General features: G+C 73.9%; 16 protein-coding genes and 1 pseudogene. 5 read left to right on the forward strand and 12 right to left on the reverse strand.

The genetic code is table 11. The annotated features are described in order from the left end of the window. Nucleotides 1-83: 83 nt before the first annotated feature. Both groES and AB0E67_RS04635 read right to left on the reverse strand, forming a co-directional pair. Nucleotides 84-392 (reverse strand): co-chaperone GroES, encoded by a 309-nt coding sequence (gene groES / locus AB0E67_RS04630; protein WP_073786877.1) that lies wholly within the window; start codon nucleotides 390-392, stop codon nucleotides 84-86. A 530-nt stretch (nucleotides 393-922) separates the two neighbouring features. Further along, entirely contained in the window at nucleotides 923-1,939 is a 1,017-nt protein-coding gene (locus AB0E67_RS04635; RefSeq protein WP_362020846.1) for a polysaccharide deacetylase family protein, read from the reverse strand. Between the two features lie 366 nt (nucleotides 1,940-2,305). On the opposite strand from AB0E67_RS04635, the gene AB0E67_RS04640 reads away from it, so the two are divergent. Next, a complete protein-coding gene (locus tag AB0E67_RS04640; RefSeq protein WP_362021474.1) occupies nucleotides 2,306-3,463 on the forward strand; it encodes a methyltransferase domain-containing protein in 1,158 nt (385 codons plus the stop codon). Nucleotides 3,464-3,628: 165 nt separating this feature from the next. On the opposite strand, the gene AB0E67_RS04645 is transcribed toward AB0E67_RS04640, so the two are convergent. Then, on the reverse strand, nucleotides 3,629-4,294 hold the full coding sequence (locus AB0E67_RS04645) for a hypothetical protein (RefSeq protein WP_362020849.1): 666 nt from the start codon (nucleotides 4,292-4,294) through the stop codon (nucleotides 3,629-3,631). Nucleotides 4,295-4,365: 71 nt separating this feature from the next. Here AB0E67_RS04645 and AB0E67_RS04650 point away from each other — a divergent pair, with 71 nt between their 5' ends. Further along, complete coding sequence (locus tag AB0E67_RS04650; RefSeq protein WP_362020851.1) at nucleotides 4,366-5,016, forward strand: class I SAM-dependent methyltransferase; 651 nt, start codon at nucleotides 4,366-4,368, stop codon at nucleotides 5,014-5,016. Between the two features lie 133 nt (nucleotides 5,017-5,149). Here AB0E67_RS04650 and AB0E67_RS04655 read toward each other — a convergent pair whose 3' ends face one another. The 3 genes from AB0E67_RS04655 to AB0E67_RS04665 form a co-directional block, all read right to left on the reverse strand. Beyond that, complete coding sequence (locus AB0E67_RS04655; RefSeq protein ID WP_362020854.1) at nucleotides 5,150-6,409, reverse strand: sigma-70 family RNA polymerase sigma factor; 1,260 nt, start codon at nucleotides 6,407-6,409, stop codon at nucleotides 5,150-5,152. 145 nt (nucleotides 6,410-6,554) lie between these two features. Continuing rightward, nucleotides 6,555-6,920: a YciI family protein gene (locus tag AB0E67_RS04660; RefSeq protein WP_362020856.1), complete on the reverse strand. Its 366-nt coding sequence runs from the start codon at nucleotides 6,918-6,920 to the stop codon at nucleotides 6,555-6,557. A gap of 42 nt (nucleotides 6,921-6,962) precedes the next feature. Continuing rightward, entirely contained in the window at nucleotides 6,963-8,435 is a 1,473-nt protein-coding gene (locus AB0E67_RS04665) for an MFS transporter (RefSeq protein WP_362020859.1), read from the reverse strand. Between the two features lie 153 nt (nucleotides 8,436-8,588). Here AB0E67_RS04665 and AB0E67_RS04670 point away from each other — a divergent pair, with 153 nt between their 5' ends. Next, on the forward strand, nucleotides 8,589-9,470 hold the full coding sequence (locus AB0E67_RS04670) for a TetR/AcrR family transcriptional regulator (RefSeq protein ID WP_362020862.1): 882 nt from the start codon (nucleotides 8,589-8,591) through the stop codon (nucleotides 9,468-9,470). Between the two features lie 134 nt (nucleotides 9,471-9,604). Then, a pseudogene (locus AB0E67_RS04675) lies at nucleotides 9,605-10,122 on the forward strand (DUF1203 domain-containing protein). A gap of 29 nt (nucleotides 10,123-10,151) precedes the next feature. Here the strand turns inward: AB0E67_RS04675 and AB0E67_RS04680 are convergent. Genes AB0E67_RS04680 through tsaB form a run of 4 tightly spaced genes read right to left on the reverse strand, consistent with a single transcriptional unit; the run spans nucleotide 10,152 to nucleotide 12,758 of the window. After that, nucleotides 10,152-10,451: a hypothetical protein gene (locus AB0E67_RS04680; protein WP_362020865.1), complete on the reverse strand. Its 300-nt coding sequence runs from the start codon at nucleotides 10,449-10,451 to the stop codon at nucleotides 10,152-10,154. Further along, complete coding sequence (tsaD, locus tag AB0E67_RS04685) at nucleotides 10,448-11,554, reverse strand: tRNA (adenosine(37)-N6)-threonylcarbamoyltransferase complex transferase subunit TsaD (protein WP_362020867.1); 1,107 nt, start codon at nucleotides 11,552-11,554, stop codon at nucleotides 10,448-10,450. The genes AB0E67_RS04680 and tsaD overlap by 4 nt, the downstream gene beginning before the upstream one ends. Next, nucleotides 11,554-12,063: a ribosomal protein S18-alanine N-acetyltransferase gene (rimI, locus tag AB0E67_RS04690; RefSeq protein ID WP_362021477.1), complete on the reverse strand. Its 510-nt coding sequence runs from the start codon at nucleotides 12,061-12,063 to the stop codon at nucleotides 11,554-11,556. The genes tsaD and rimI overlap by 1 nt, the downstream gene beginning before the upstream one ends. Nucleotides 12,064-12,095: 32 nt before the next feature. Next, nucleotides 12,096-12,758 (reverse strand): tRNA (adenosine(37)-N6)-threonylcarbamoyltransferase complex dimerization subunit type 1 TsaB, encoded by a 663-nt coding sequence (tsaB, locus tag AB0E67_RS04695; protein ID WP_362020869.1) that lies wholly within the window; start codon nucleotides 12,756-12,758, stop codon nucleotides 12,096-12,098. Nucleotides 12,759-12,937: 179 nt separating this feature from the next. Between tsaB and AB0E67_RS04700 the strand changes: the two genes are divergently transcribed. Then, the gene (locus tag AB0E67_RS04700) at nucleotides 12,938-13,498 is read left to right on the forward strand and encodes a hypothetical protein (protein ID WP_362020872.1); all 561 of its coding nucleotides are present in this window, start codon (nucleotides 12,938-12,940) and stop codon (nucleotides 13,496-13,498) included. Nucleotides 13,499-13,597: 99 nt separating this feature from the next. Here the strand turns inward: AB0E67_RS04700 and AB0E67_RS04705 are convergent, their stop codons facing one another. Both AB0E67_RS04705 and AB0E67_RS04710 read right to left on the reverse strand, forming a co-directional pair. Then, a complete protein-coding gene (locus AB0E67_RS04705; RefSeq protein WP_362020875.1) occupies nucleotides 13,598-14,338 on the reverse strand; it encodes a hypothetical protein in 741 nt (246 codons plus the stop codon). Between the two features lie 120 nt (nucleotides 14,339-14,458). Next, on the reverse strand, nucleotides 14,459-14,710 hold the full coding sequence (locus AB0E67_RS04710) for a hypothetical protein (RefSeq protein ID WP_362020878.1): 252 nt from the start codon (nucleotides 14,708-14,710) through the stop codon (nucleotides 14,459-14,461). Between the last annotated feature and the right edge of the window lie 7 nt (nucleotides 14,711-14,717).

Raw genomic sequence — 14,717 nt, forward strand, 5'->3', positions numbered from 1 at the left:
CTCGAACGAACCGCGCCCCCGGCCGCCCGGCTGATCACAACGCACGGGGCCAGGGGCGCGGAACGGAAGCAGACGTGGGTGAATTACTTCTCGATGATCGCGAGCACGTCGCGAGCCGAGAGGACGAGGTACTCCTCGCTGTTGTACTTCACCTCGGTGCCGCCGTACTTGCTGTACAGCACGATGTCGCCGGTCTTGACGTCGAGCGGAAGGCGCTCGCCGTTCTCGAAGCGGCCCGGGCCCACGGCCAGGACGACGCCCTCCTGGGGCTTCTCCTTGGCGGTGTCCGGGATGACCAGGCCGGAGGCCGTGGTCTGCTCGGCGTCGAGCGGCTGGACCACAATGCGGTCTTCGAGCGGCTTGATCGCAACCTTGGTGCTGGCGGTCGACACGATCCGGTCTCCCCCTTCGGAGATCTCACGGGGTTAAGAGTCTGTGTGTGGCGACCAGGTGGATCCGTCGTCGCGGGTGCCGGACCTGCCAGTCGCACAGTACTGCTGGCACTCTCCATCGGTGAGTGCCAGCACCGAGACTATGACCGCGATTAGCACTCGGTCAAGCGGAGTGCCAATTCAGCCAGTCGTGGCGTCCGGACTCCCCGTCGGCCCGGGGTGCCGAGGCGCCTGGTGGCCCTGGGGGGTGATCTGCGCGGTCGCCGCCGTCCACGTCGCCTTCTCGCGCTGGAACGCCGACGGACGGGAGCCGACGACTCCGCCGCCGATGGATGGACGTCCGTCCTCGTCCGCGGCGGGCTCACGGCCCTGATCTGCCTGTCGGCCGTGCTGCCGATCCGGGGGAAGTGGCCCAGCGGCGCACCGGCCGCCGGCGCGCCCGCCCCGCCCGTCCGGCGCCTCTTGCGCGTCTCGTACGCTCGCACGTCTCGTACGCACCCCTCCCGCGCGTCTCGTGCGCGGCCCTCCGGTCATACGTAGTCCTCCAGCCGGGCCACCGCGTACCCCTGGTCCGTGATCGTCTTCATGACGGCGCGGACCAGTTCGGTCATGTCGGCGCCCCATTCGTTCCGGCCCCGGAAGTGCGTGAGGATGATGTCGCCGGGGCGCAGCTTCCCGTCCCCCTCGCGCCATTCCATGTGGTCCGGGAACGCCTCCGCGTTCCAGAGCGGCACGGCCTTGATCCCGCAGGACTTCGCGATGCGCAGCGTGTCCCTGTTGTAGTTGCCGTACGGCGGACGGAAGAGGGCGGGCCGCTTCCCGAAGCGCTTCTCGATGATGTCCTGCTGACCGCAGATCTCGCGCTTCTGCTCCTCGTACAAAAGTCCGGGGAGGTAGGGGTGGCTGAGGGTGTGGTTGTTGAGGCCGACGCCGAGCCGTTGTGCCTCGCCGAAGTACCCGTAGTCGCCGCGCACCTCCTGGTCGGTGAGGAACGCGCTGTACGGGATGTCCAGTTCGTCCATCATTCGCAGCAGTTCGGGGTCCTTCTCCGCGCCGTCGTCCATGGTCAGGAACACCACCCGATCCTTGGTCGGGACGGTGGTGAAGACCGGCGGCAGGGAGGCGTCGCCGCCCGTGACCTCGAAGCCCTTCCGGGTGGTGACGTGCGGCTTGGCGGCAGGCGGGGGTGCGATCAGGGGCGCGCGGGCCAGCCCCCATTTCTTGGCGAGGGCGGCCCGTACGGCCGGGGCGAGCTTCGCGTTCTCGCGCGCCCCGGCGGGGGCGCCGCGGTCGGCCGGGGCCCCGGCCCCTCCGTGGTACCCCGGTCCGCCGGGCTGCCCGGGTGGTTCGGTGGGCAGCGCGGGAAAGGGGCCCATGGACGCGCCGGTCCGGTGCCCGGGGCCGGTGTCCGCCCGTTCCGCGGTCCCGGAGGCGCACCCCGAACCGACCACGGCGACCAGGAGTGCGGCCAGGACCGCGCGGGTCGGCCGACGCCCTGCGGAGCCCGGCCCGCGGGACGCGCACGGGCCCGATTCACACGCTGCCATGGCTAATTCTTCCTTTTGTCGTATTAGTCGTATAAATGACGTGGCGTTGCATACTGCCAGCTCACGAGGGGCGCTCCGGCCCGACACCACCGTCGGCCCCGCCGGTCGACCCGACTGGCTCACCACCCCGACTGGCTCACAATGGGGCGGGTGAACGCTCTCGCCCCGAACGACCCGGCCGGTTCGCCCGACCCGGCAGGACCGAACAACTCGAATGCCCCATTCGGCGCCGACGCCGCATCCGGCGCGGACATCCCGGAAGGCACGGACGCCCCGTCCGGGGCCGACGCCACGTCCGGGACCGGTGACGCCTCCAAGGCCGGTGACGCCTCCGGGGCCGACGGTCCGCTCGCCGCCTTCCGGGCCCTGCGCACTCCCGGGGGAACGGCTCTGCTGGAGGAACTGCGCTCCTACGACCCCTCCCAGGAGCTGGCCACCGCCACCCGGCTGCGCCGCACGCACCCGCCCGCCCTGGTGTCGGCGGCGCTGGGGCAGGCGCGGCTGCGACAGCGGGCGGTGGCGAAGTTCGGTGCCGAGGACGCGTACCGGATGTTCTTCACGCCGAACGGTGTCGAGCAGGCGACCCGTACGTCGGTGGCCACGCACCGGGCCCGGCGGTTCGCCGAGGCGGGCGGGGTGCGGAGCCTCGCGGACCTCTGCTGCGGGATCGGCGGCGACGCGATCGCGTTCGCGCGGGCGGGCATCCGGGTCCTCGCCGTGGACCGCGACCCGCTGACCGCCGAGGTGGCCCGCGCCAACGCCGCCGCGCTCGGTCTGGCGGACCTGATCGAGGTGCGGTGCGCCGATGTGACCGAGGTCGACGCCTCGGGGTACGACGCGGTCTTCGTCGACCCGGCCCGGCGCGGCGGCCGGGGCCGGATCTTCGACCCCGAGGCGTACTCGCCGCCGCTCTCCTGGGCGACCGGTGCCGCGCTGCGGGCCCCCCGCGCCGCGCTGAAGATCGCCCCCGGCATCCCGCACGAGGCGATCCCGGAGCAGGCGGAGGCCGAGTGGATCTCGGACGGTGGCGACGTGAAGGAGGCGGTGCTCTGGTTCGGCGAGGGCTTCACGGCCGGTTCGTACCGCGCCACCGTGCTCCCGGCCGGGGCCGGTCTGTGGTCGGCGGCCCCGCCGCCCGCCCCGCCGGTCGGCCCGGTCGGGCGCTATCTGTACGAGCCGGACGGCGCCGTGATCCGCGCCCATCTGGTCGCCGACGTGGTGGCGCGGTGCGACGGGCGGCTGATCGACGAGACCATCGCGTACGTCACGAGCGACCGGCCGTACGCGTCCCCGTACACCTCCGGGTACGAGATCACCGATCGACTGCCCTTCAACATGAAGAAGCTGAAGGCGCTGCTGCGGGAGCGGGAGGTGGGCGTCCTGACGGTGAAGAAGCGCGGCTCGGCCGTCGAACCGGAGGAGCTGCGCCGCCGGATGAGGCTCCGGGGACCGAACGCCGCCACGGTGTTCCTGACCCGGGTGGCCGGGGCGCCGACCATGCTGATCGGCCGGCCGCTGGCCTGACCGACGCCGGCCGGCCCACCGGTCGGGGACCGGCCGCCGCCCGGCCGCTGACCCGTTCCCGGCCCGGGGCCCGCCCGGACCCGCCTCGGGTGGTCCGCCCCCGAAGGGGCCGGGCCCCGGACGCATCGAGCCGGGCGGGCCGGACCGCGGTCAGCGGTGCGCGGGTCAGCGGTGCGCGCCGCCGCCGGTGGAGAACAGCGGCTGCGGGGCGGGCGCCCCGGCCAGTACCCGCATCACCCAGCGGCGGTGGGCGAACGCCTTGACGAGGCCGATCAGCCCGGTGATCCAGGCGATCATCCCGAGCCCCATGACCAGGGCGACCAGCCCGTAGGACTCCTTGACCGCCTCCTCGGCCGCCGGGAACGCGAAGCACATGTACAGCCCGAGCGCGCACAGCGCGTAGGACAGCAGCAGCCACACCAGGGCCGTCCCCGGCATCCGCAGCCCCGCGTCCCGGGCCGGGTCGCGCCCCAACTCGCCCCAGGACACGAGCAGTCGGCGGATGTCACGGTCGCGGCGCAGCCCGACGGCGACGAGCACGACGGCGGGCACCACGCAGCAGACGCCCATGACCACGAGGATCAGCGCGAGCACGGCGCTGAAGAAGTCGGAGGTCTGCTCGAACGCGGTCATCGCCGCGCCCACCAGCGACCAGCCGAGCGCGCAGAGCACGGCCCACAGCCACAGCAGCGCCAGCCGCCCCAACGACATGTGCCGTCTCACCAGCTCCGCGAGCACCGCGGCCCGGTCGGCGAGCATCGCCTCCTGGCCGGGCCAGGCACGTATCTCCACGGGCGGCGGTGGCGGCGGCAGTTGGGTGCGCAATGACATGGACCCGACCCTATCGAGCGCGGACCACCCCTCCCGCGCGACGTGCGATGCGCGGGGACCGCCCCGGTGCCATGCTGGAGAGGGACACACGGAGGTTCCTGATGGGCTTCTACGCCGAACGGATCGTGCCCCGGATCGTCGACGTGGTCGGCGGGATGAAGACGACGGAACCGCTGCGGCGCCGGGTCTGCGAGGGCCTGTACGGCGAGATCGTCGAGATCGGCTTCGGCTCCGGGCGCAATGTGCCGTTCTACCCGGAGACCGTCACCGGCGTGGCCGCGATCGAGCCGTCCGACCTCGGCTGGCGCCTCGCCCGCGACCGCGTCCGCGCGGGACGCACCCCGGTGCGGCGCGCCGGGCTGGACAGCCAGTACCTGCCGTTCGACGACGAGACCTTCGACGGCGCCCTGTCCACCTGGACGCTGTGCACCGTCCCGGACGCCGACGCGGCGCTGCGCGAGGTGCGGCGGGTCCTGAAGCCCGGCGGAACCCTGCACTTCCTGGAGCACGGACTGGCGCCCGAGGAGGACGAGGACGTGCGCCGCCTGCAGCACCGCCTCGACCCGCTGGAGCGGCGGCTCTTCGGGGGCTGCCGTCTGACCCGGCCGATCGCCGGGATGGTGACGGCCGCGGGCTTCACGATCACCGACCTCGACGTGTTCTACGAGAAGGGCGCGCCGAGGACGATGGGCGCCGCCTCGCTGGGCGTGGCCGTGCGCTGATCGGGGGCCGCGCACCGAACGGACGCCGCCTGCCGAACGGGCCCGATCGTGCGCCGACCGGCCTGCCGGACCGGCACGAGCATGCACCGAACGGGCATGACGCCGCACCGAACGGGCGTCGCGGACAGGAGCGTCATCGGTCGAGCCGTGCCGCGCGGTCGAGCAGCAGCGCGCGTTCCCGTTCGTTGCGGGTCAGTCCGGCGGCCCGTACGAACTCCGCGCGTGCCTCGTCCGTACGGCCCGCGCCGGCCAGCAGGTCCCCGCGGACGCTCGGCAGCAGGTGGTAGTCCCGGAGCGCGCGGTCGCCGGCCAGGGCGTCGACGAGGGCGAGCCCGGCCTCCGGACCCCGTGCCCTCGACACCGCCACGGCCCGGTTCAGCTCGACGACCGGCGACGGCGCGATCGCGGCGAGGCGGTCGTAGAGGCCCGCGATGGTGGCCCAGTCCGTGTCCTCGTACCGTGTCGCCCCGGCATGGCACGCGGCGATCGCGGCCTGTACGGCGTACGGGCCGAGTCCGGTGCCCGCCGCCCGTGTCAGGGCCACGGACCGTTCCAGGGCGGCGATGCCGCGCCGGATCAGGAGTTGGTCCCAGCGGGCCCGGTTCTGGTCGGCGAGCAGCACCGGCGCGCCGTCGGGTCCGGTCCTCGCCGTCCCCCGCGACGCCTGGAGCTCCAGCAGCGCGACCAGGCCGTGGACCTCGGGCTCGTCCTCCGTCAGGGCCGCGAGCACCCGGGCCAGCCGCAGCGCGTCCTCGCACAGCGCCGGACGCAGCCAGTCGTCACCGGCCGTCGCCGCGTAGCCCTCGTTGAAGATCAGATAGATGACTTCGAGCACCGAGGCGAGGCGGGCGGCGCGGTCCGCCCCGTAGGGCACCTCGAACGGGACGCCCGCACGGCCCAGGGTCCGTTTCGCCCGGACGACGCGCTGGGCGACGGTCGCTTCGGGCACCAGGAACGCACGGGCGATCTCCTCGGTGGTGAGTCCTCCGAGCAGCCTCAGCGTGAGGGCGACACGGGCCGGCGTGGCGAGCACCGGATGGCAGGCGGTGAAGATCAGCCGGAGCAGGTCGTCGTCGATGTCGTCGGCTTCCGCGAGCCCGGGCGGCGGCACGTCCTCCAGGGCCCGCCCCACCTCGGCGAGCTTGCGCGCGTAGGTCTCCTTGCGGCGTACGAGATCGATGGCGCGGCGTTTCGCCGTGGTCATGAGCCAGGCGCCCGGCCGGTCCGGGACGCCCGAGTCCGGCCACTGCTCCAGGGCGGCCACCAGGGCGTCCTGTGCGATCTCCTCGGCGATGCCCACGTCCCGCACGATGCGGGTGACACCCGCGACGATCCGCGCTGACTCGATCCTGAAGACCGCTTCGATCGCCGTCGCCGTGCTCCCCACCGTCACGCTCAGCATTCGATCAGCCGTGGGGCCGGGCGGCAAGCCCGGCGGGCCGTCCCGGTCCCGGCGCCGACGCGGAGGTCGGCGACGGGGCCGGGGCCGGAACCCGCGCCTCGGCCGGCGCCGGTACCGGAACCGCCACCGGCGCCCGTCAGGCGCCCGGGGGCTCCTCGATCCGACGGACCTCGCAGGTGATGTTCCACTCCTCCGGGTGCACCTGCAGGAACCGCCGGGCCCATTCCAGGGCCTCCGCCTTGTCCTTGGCCTGGAGGATGGCGTAACCGCCCACGACCTCCTTGGCCTCGGTGAAGGGGCCGTCGGTGGCGCTGAGCCGGCCGCCGGACCAGGTGAGCCTGGTCCCCTCGGAGGTCGGCGTGAGCCCGGCCGTCTCCAGCATGACCCCGGCCTTGGTGATCTCCTCGAACAGGGCCTTCATCCGTTCCTGGACCTCCGGGCCCGGACGCCCGGACGGGGAGTTCTGCTCGTCGAGACGGATCAGCGACATGAAACGCGGCATGGTGGCTCCTCGGTCGGAAGGGGCGGGGCCGTTCCCCGCCTCTCACCCCTGCGTCGAACGGGAGACGGCCGGATCGACATCCGCTCCGGAATTCTTCCGAGAATTTTCTCCGGCGACGGCCGGAGCGGTCCGTTCCGGTCGCGGCAGCAGCAGGAGGGCGGCGAGCGCCGCCGCCGCGAGCAGCCCCGCGCAGGCCCAGAACGCCGCCGTGTAGCCGGCCGCCAGGTCGGCCGGGCGCCGCCCGTCGCCGGTGACCCGGGCGGCGACGGTGACCAGGACGGCGAGCCCCAGCGAGCCGCCCACCTGGCGGGAGCTGTTCAGCAGCCCGGAGGCCATGCCGGTCTCCTCGGGCGCGACGTCGGTCGTGGCGGCGGTGCCGAGCGGTACGAAGCACATGCCGATGCCGACGCTGCACACCAGGGACGGGACGAGGATCGAGAGGAGGAAGCCGCCGTCGGCGCGGGTGGTCGCGGCGAACGCGGCGAGACCGAGCGCGGCGAGGGCGCCGCCCGCCGCGAGCAGCCTCCCGGGGCCGAGCGCGGCGACCGCGCGGGTGGCGAGGAGCGAGCCCGCGACGATGCCCGCCGTGAACGGCAGGAACGCGGCACCGGCGGTGGTCGGTCCGTAGCCCAGCACGAACTGCACGTGGAGCGAGACGAAGTAGAACGCGGCGAACTGGCCCGAACTCAGCAGCAGGGCGAAGAGGTTCGCGGCCAGCACCGGCCGCCCCTTCAGCAGCCCGGGACGCAGCAGCGGGGTCGTGGTCCGCAGTTCGACGGCGACGAAGGCGGTCAGCAGCAGCACCGCGGCGCCGAGTGTGCCCAGCGTCGGAGCCGAGCCCCACGGGTGGGTCGAGGTGCGGACGAGCCCGAGGACGAGCAGCGTGGTGCCCGCGGTGGCCAGCAGCGCCCCGGCCACGTCGAGCCGGGCGCCGGTCCTGACGCTGCCGCCGCGCAGCCCGGTGCGCGCGGCCCCCACCAGGGCGAACAGCACGATCGGCACGTTCACCAGCATCACCGCGCGCCAGCCCGCGGCGTCGGTGAGCAGTCCCCCGGCGAGCACGCCGACCGCGCCGCCCGCCGCACCGGCCATGCCCCACAGCCCCAGCGCGCGGGAACGGGCGGGCCCGGCCGGGAAGGCCAGGGCGATCAGGGCGAGGCCGACCGGGGCGAGCGCGGCGGCGCCGATCCCCTGTGCCGCCCGTGCGGCGACCAGCGCGCCGGGCGAGGTCGCCAGTCCGCCGGCCAGGCTCGCGACACCGAACAGCACCAGGCCGGCCGTCAGCACCCGGCGGCTGCCGATCAGGTCCGCGAGCCGCCCGCCGAGCATCAGCAACCCGCCGAACGCCAGCGCGTAGGCGTTCACCACCCACAGGAGCCCTTCCGGGGTGAAGCCGAGCCCGCGCCGCATGTCCGGCAGCGCGACGTTCACCACGGACATGTCCAGCGCCACCAGGAACTGCACGGTGAGCGCCACCACCAGCAACCAGCGTGTGTGTCGTGACCGGTCGTCCACGACGTCCCCTCTCGTTCGTGCTCCCGTCCCGCCCCTCGGGCCGGATTAATTAATATACGCGTATAGAAAATAATCGCGGCACGGGCGGGAAGCCGGGCGGGGGCGGGCGGACACGCGCGGGCACGGCGGGCCCGGGCGGGAGACAATGCCGGGGTGCCAGGGACAGAAAAGACACCGGAGCCGGGAACGGCCCCCGGAACAGCGAAGAAGCGGACGGGCGGCGCACGGCGGAGGACCGGGAGGGGTCCGGCCGACGGGCAGGAGACGGAGAACGGCGGCGAGAGCTCGGCGAGCGGGCAGACCTCGGCCGGCGCGAGCGGCACGACGGGCGGGCAGGGCACCACGGGCGGGCAGCGGGCGGCGGGGAAACGGTCGGTCGGACGGCCCCGCAGGCTCGACCCGGACGCGATGGTCGCCACCGCGCGCCGCATCATCGAGGAAGAGGGCGTGGCCGCCCTGAGCATGCGGCGGGTGGCGAAGGAGCTCGGCTCCACCCCGATGGCGCTCTACCACTACGTGCGGGACAAGGACGAGCTGCTGATGCTCACCCTGTCGGGTGCCTCGGACACCTTCCCCCGCCCCGAGCTGCCCGAGGACCCGCGCGAGCGGCTGCTCGCCGTGGCGGTCCACATGCACGACATCCTGGCGCGCGTCCCCTGGGTGCTGGACGTCCTGGCACTGGGCGAACTCACCGACAAGAACGCGCTGTGGATGGTCGAGGAGATCATCGACTGCGCCATCGCGTGCGGCCTCTCCCCCGCCCGGTCGGTGCGTGCGTACCGGACGATCTGGTGCTACGTCTACGCCGACCTGGTCTTCCGCAGGGCGGCCGAGCGCCGTGCCGAACGCCGCGTCGAGAGTCCGTCGAGCATGCGGTACTTCCCCGAGATGATCAGCGAGGACGACGCCGCGACGCTGCCCCGGCTCACCGCGATCAAGGACCGCTGGCGGGACTACGCCGCGGACTACCGGGTGGCCGAGGAACTCGACGCGATCATCGAAGGGCTGCTCCACCACGAGCCCCGTACCGGCTGACCGGCCGCGAACCGGCCGACCCGGCCCGCGGCGCGGACCCGGTCCTCCGCCCGCGCGCCCGGCCGGCCCGCGAGGGGCCTCCGTGTCGCGATTCCGTCGGCGCCCCGGGGCGCGGCCCGCCAGGACTGGGTTCCATGACCGCGTACACAGCTGTCCCCATCCACCCCGACGCGCTCGGGGAACTCCGCGTCACCGACGACTCCGGTCGGCCGCCGCGCCCGTACACCGCGCGCGAGGACGGTGTTCCGATCGACTGCGTGGGAAGTCCGCTGCGCTGCTGCCTGCGGCCCGTCGAACCGGGCGAGCGGGTGGCGCTCGTCTCGTACGCGCCGCTGCGGCGCTGGGCCTCGGCGACGGGCGGCGAGCCCGGCGCGTACGACGAGGCGGGGCCGGTGTTCATCCACGCCGAGGCGTGCGAGGGACCGCGGACAGTCCCGGCTACCCGTTCACGCGGCCGGGCGCCCTGCGCACCATCCGCCGCTACGACACCGGGGGACACATCGTCGGGGGCCGTCCCATCGAGGTCCCCGAGGCCGCCGAGGAGGCGTTCGACCGCGCCTTCGACGAGGCGTTCGCCGACCCGGAGGTGGCGCTGGTGCACGTCCGCGCCGTCGAGTACGGCTGCTTCCGGTTCGAGGTGCGGCGGCCGTGAGCCACGCGGGCCGCCGCCCGCCGCTCCGCTCAGCCGGAACCCGCTCGGTCGGCGGACTCCACCGCCTCCAGCGACTCGAAGCGCCAGCGGTGCACCGGGCGGGTGACCAGATCGGCCTCCGGTGAGGGGAGTTCGGGCAGCGCGTCACCGTAGGCCGCGTCCCACCAGGTGATGACCAGGACCCGGTCCTGCGGGGCGCGCAGCACCTCGCGCCGCAGCGGCTCACGGGCCAGTTCGGCCGCGCGGGCGCGCGCCCACTCCAGCAGTTCGGGGCCCCGGCCGGTGACGGCGCGGGCCTCCCACATCAGCGCGACGGTCGTACCGGTCATGAGTAGAGGTTTTCCTTGCTGATCTCGTGCACGTGGTCGTGGCCGTGATGGTGCGCGTGGGCGCCCGGCACATGGGCGTCCGTCACCGGCAGCGACGAGTCCGCGGACAGCTCCAGGTCCGAGGCGGGCCGCCCCCGGGCCACCATCTCCGCGCCCAGCGCCGCGACCATCGCCCCGTTGTCCGTGCACAGCCCCGGCCGGGGCACCCGCAGCCGGACGCCGGCCCGTTCGCACCGCTCCTCGGCCAGCGCCCGCAGCCGCGAGTTGGCCGCGACGCCGCCGCCGATCATCAGATGGTCGACGCCCTCGTCCTTGCAGGCCCGGACGGCCTTGCGGGTGAGCACGTCCACCACGGCCTCCTGGAAGGACGCCGCCACGTCCCGTACCGGCACCTCCTCGCCCGCCGCCCGCTTGGCCTCGACCCAGCGGGCCACCGAGGTCTTCAGGCCGGAGAAGGAGAAGTCGTACGCGGCGTCGCGCGAACCGGTCAGTCCACGCGGGAACGCGATCGCCGCCGGGTCGCCCTCCCGCGCGAGCCGGTCGATGATCGGGCCGCCGGGGAAGCCGAGGTCCAGCACCCGGGCGATCTTGTCGAACGCCTCGCCCGCCGCGTCGTCGATGGTCGCGCCCAGCGGACGCACGTCGCTGGTGATGTCCGGGGCCAGGAGCAGCGAGGAGTGGCCGCCGCTGACCAGCAGCGCCATCGTCGGCTCGGGCAGCGGTCCGTGCTCCAGCTGGTCGACGCAGATGTGCGAGGCCAGGTGGTTCACCCCGTAGAGCGGCTTGCCCAGCGCGTACGCGTACGCCTTCGCCGCCGACACGCCGACCAGCAGCGCGCCCGCGAGTCCGGGACCCGCGGTCACGGAGATCCCGTCGAGGTCGCGGGCGCTGATCCCGGCCTCCTTCAGGGCGCGCTCGATGGTGGGGACCATCGCCTCCAGGTGCGCGCGGGACGCGATCTCCGGGACGACGCCGCCGAAGCGGGCGTGCGTGTCGACGCTGGAGGCCACGGCGTCGGCGAGCAGGGTCGTGCCCCGGACGATGCCGACACCGGTCTCGTCGCAGGAGGTCTCGATGCCGAGTACGAGCGGTTCGTCAGCCATCAGTCAGTTCCAGTTTCCGGTACGGGCTCTTGTACGTCTTCCTGTGCGTCCGCGTGCGCCTCCTCGTGCACGCGCAGGCGCATGACGAGCGCGTCGACGTTGCCCGGCTGGTAGTAGCCGCGGCGGAAGCCGATGGGCTCGAAGCCGAAGCGTTCGTACAGCTTCTGCGCCCGGGTGTTGTCGACGCGGACTTCGAGCAGCACCTCGGCGCACTCGAAGGCCGTGGCGTGTTTGAGCAGGTCGGTGAGGAGCGCGGAGCCGAGGCCGCCGCCCCAGTGGTCGCGGGTGACGCCGATGGTCTGCACGTCGGCGAGGTCTCCGGCCGCGGCGAGCCCGGCGTAGCCGACGATCCGGCCGGTGACCGGGTCCTCGGCGACGACGTAGCGGCGGGTGGCTCCGGGGCCTCGCGCGTGCGCCAGCTCGGACCAGAACATCCCGGCCGACCAGGCGTCGTCCGGGAACAGCTCGGCTTCCAGCTCCAGCGCCGGGCCGATGTCCCACCAGCGCATCTCGCGCAGCACGGCGGTCGTGCTCGTGCTCGTCACTTCGGGGTGACCACCTTGTAGTTCTTCGGCACCTGGGCGTCGGGCCTGCGCAGGTAGAGCGGCCGGGGCGGCAGCAGTTCCGCGCCCGAGGCGAGGCGCTCGGCGGCGAGGGCGGCCAGTGCGCCCGCGCCGACGTGCTCGGGGCCCCGGGCGTCCGGGAACGCCTCCGGGTAGAGGGCGGCGCCCGCGCCCACGACGGGAAGCCTGGCCAGCGCCCCGGCGATGTCGGCGGGACGGTCCACGGCGGGTTCCGTGACCCGCGTGCGGAAGTCCTCGTACCGCGCCCAGTAGACCTCCTTGCGGCGCGCGTCCGTCGCGACGGCGAACGGGCCCTCCAGACCGGCCCGCCCGGCGGCGTACGCGAGACCGTCCAGGGTGCACAGCCCGTGCACGGGGACGGAGAGGACGGAGCCGAAGGTCGCGGCCGTGACCAGGCCGACCCGCAGCCCGGTGTACGGGCCGGGGCCGACGCCCACGACGAGGTCCGTCACGGCGTCGAGTTTCGTACCGGCGTCGGCGAGGACCCGGTCGACGGCGGGCAGCAGCAGCTCCCCGTGCCTTCGGGCGTCTACCTGTCCGTACTCGGCGACGACGGAGGTCCCGTCGTGCAGGGCGACGGTGACGGCGGGGGTGGCGGTATCCAGGGCGAGCAAGAGCACGCAAACAGCCTACGGCTCCGCCGGACGGGGCACCGCGCCCCGGCCCGGCGTCCCGGCGGGACGGGCGGGGCCGGTCCCGGCTGCTACCGTCACCGTGCACACGCGAGTACGACCTAACGACGTAAACGCTTGTACGACAAACGCTTGTGCTGTGAACGAAGGCGAAAGGGGCGCGCACGGTGGCTAGGGGCAGCTCGGGAATCGTGGCCGGGCTCACCGCCGCGGCCCTCGCCGCGGTCGGTTTCCTGGCGTACCAGGCATCGGCGAACGCGCCCGGCTCCGTCGCGGTTCCGAAGCCGAAGGCGTCCGCCACGGCCACCGCCCCCGCGAAGCCGGAGAAGGAGAAGGAGGCCCCGCCCGTGGTCCCCGCCGGCTCCGGGACCGGCAAACGGACGGTGTACGCGCTGGCCGACCGCCGGGTGTGGCTCGTCGACGAGAACGACAAGGTGCTCAGGACCTTCGAGGTCGTACCGAGCGCGCTGAACCCCGCCCCGGGGACGTACCGGGTGACGAGCCGCAGCGAGCCCCCCACCAAGGGTTCGGACGGCGTGATGATCGAGCACGTGGTGCGCTTCGCGATGGTGGACGGGGTGACCGTCGGCTTCAGCGCGGCGGTGGACGGCTCGATGAAGAGCCCGGACCCGTCGCTGAAGACGGGCGGCGTGCGGATGTCCCGGGCCGACGGGGACGCGATGTGGAACTTCGCGTGGAACCGCACCTCGGTGGTCGTGGTCCCCTGAGCACCGCCGCCGCGGCGGCCGACGGCCCCTGAGCGCGCCGTACGGGCCCCCGCGCCCGGCGCGGGGGCGGTGACCGGCACCCGATCCGGTACCGGACGGTCAGGAGCCGAGCAGCCTCGCCTCGTACGCGTCCCGCAGGTCGTCCACGTCCTCCGGCAGGCCCAGGGCACGCGCCGCGGCGGCGAAGTCCCAGTCGGTGATCCGTTCGGCGACGTCGACCACGCCGAACGCGTTGTCCCGTTCGAAGTCGACGAGGGTCCCGCCCGCGCAGAGCGGCGCACGGCAGGAGTGGTCGCCGTGGGCGAGGTAGAGCGTCCCCGGGCAGCGGACGGCGCCCAGGGCCAGGACCTCGCCCGCCGAGACCCCGTCGCGGCAGACGACCTCGGCGGCGGCGACCATCGTGTAGTCCGGCAGGGCGACGAGGGACCCGGTGACGGTGAGCGTGCCGAGCACCAGCACCATCGCCTGGTCCTCCAGGACCAGGTCCCCGTCGACGCGCACGTCGCCGCGGGCGATCCTCATCGTCCCCTCGGGCACGACGACGCGCCCCGCCCGATGCTCGGTCCCGGAGGTGGCGTACGCCTCGGCGAGCACCCGCAGGCCCGCCCACCGGTACTGGTCGGCGCCGTTCAGCCAGCCCCAGAAGGTGTCGGCCGTGAGGTCCTGCGGCGGCGCGCTCATCCGCTTGTCGAGAGCGTCCACGCCCACGTCGTACGCGGCGGCGTCGGCGACGAGGAGCGGGTCGCGCACCAGGTCCGGTCTGACGCGCTCGTACGCCTCGGCGATCCGTCCCGCGTCGAGCCGCAGTCCGTCCGACGACCAGCCCTGCCCTGCGCCCATTCCCGGCCTCCCCCTCAGGGCCGCCACGGCGTGCGTACACACCCGTATGTGTGAGTTCCCGTGCGGCTCACGACACTTTAGGCGGGGGCGCCGCCGCGCGTCAGTCCCTTCCGGCCGCGCTCAGCCCGCCCGGCGTTCGGGCACGGGAGCGGCGCCGTTCCCGGTTCCTTCGCCGGTGCCGGAGTCCGCCTCGGCGTCGGTCCCGGAGTCCGGGGCGGTATCGGCGGAGGGCTCGGACGCGGGCGCGGCGGTGTCCGCGTCGCGGTCGTCGGACGGCGGGGGCGGCGTCGAGACCGCCGTCGCCGCCGCGCAGGCCGCCAGCAGGTCGCTCATCGACGGCGGCGGCACTTCGCGTTCGGCGGGCGTCGTCATGGATGCC

The sequence above is a fragment of the Streptomyces sp. NPDC032161 genome, assembly GCF_040636995.1.
Taxonomy (GTDB): Bacteria; Actinomycetota; Actinomycetes; order Streptomycetales; family Streptomycetaceae; genus Streptomyces.

Excerpts from the sequence above, each read along its gene's own strand:
- AB0E67_RS04635 (WP_362020846.1), bottom strand. The coding sequence starts at position 1,939 with ATGGCAGCGTGTGAATCGGGCCCGTGCGCGTCCCGCGGGCCGGGCTCC.
- AB0E67_RS04645 (WP_362020849.1), bottom strand. The coding sequence starts at position 4,294 with ATGTCATTGCGCACCCAACTGCCGCCGCCACCGCCGCCCGTGGAGATA.
- AB0E67_RS04650 (WP_362020851.1), top strand. The coding sequence starts at position 4,366 with ATGCTGGAGAGGGACACACGGAGGTTCCTGATGGGCTTCTACGCCGAA.
- AB0E67_RS04660 (WP_362020856.1), bottom strand. The coding sequence starts at position 6,920 with ATGCCGCGTTTCATGTCGCTGATCCGTCTCGACGAGCAGAACTCCCCG.
- AB0E67_RS04680 (WP_362020865.1), bottom strand. The coding sequence starts at position 10,451 with ATGACCGGTACGACCGTCGCGCTGATGTGGGAGGCCCGCGCCGTCACC.
- tsaD (WP_362020867.1), bottom strand. The coding sequence starts at position 11,554 with ATGGCTGACGAACCGCTCGTACTCGGCATCGAGACCTCCTGCGACGAG.
- rimI (WP_362021477.1), bottom strand. The coding sequence starts at position 12,063 with ATGCGCTGGTGGGACATCGGCCCGGCGCTGGAGCTGGAAGCCGAGCTG.
- AB0E67_RS04705 (WP_362020875.1), bottom strand. The coding sequence starts at position 14,338 with ATGGGCGCAGGGCAGGGCTGGTCGTCGGACGGACTGCGGCTCGACGCG.
- AB0E67_RS04710 (WP_362020878.1), bottom strand. The coding sequence starts at position 14,710 with ATGACGACGCCCGCCGAACGCGAAGTGCCGCCGCCGTCGATGAGCGAC.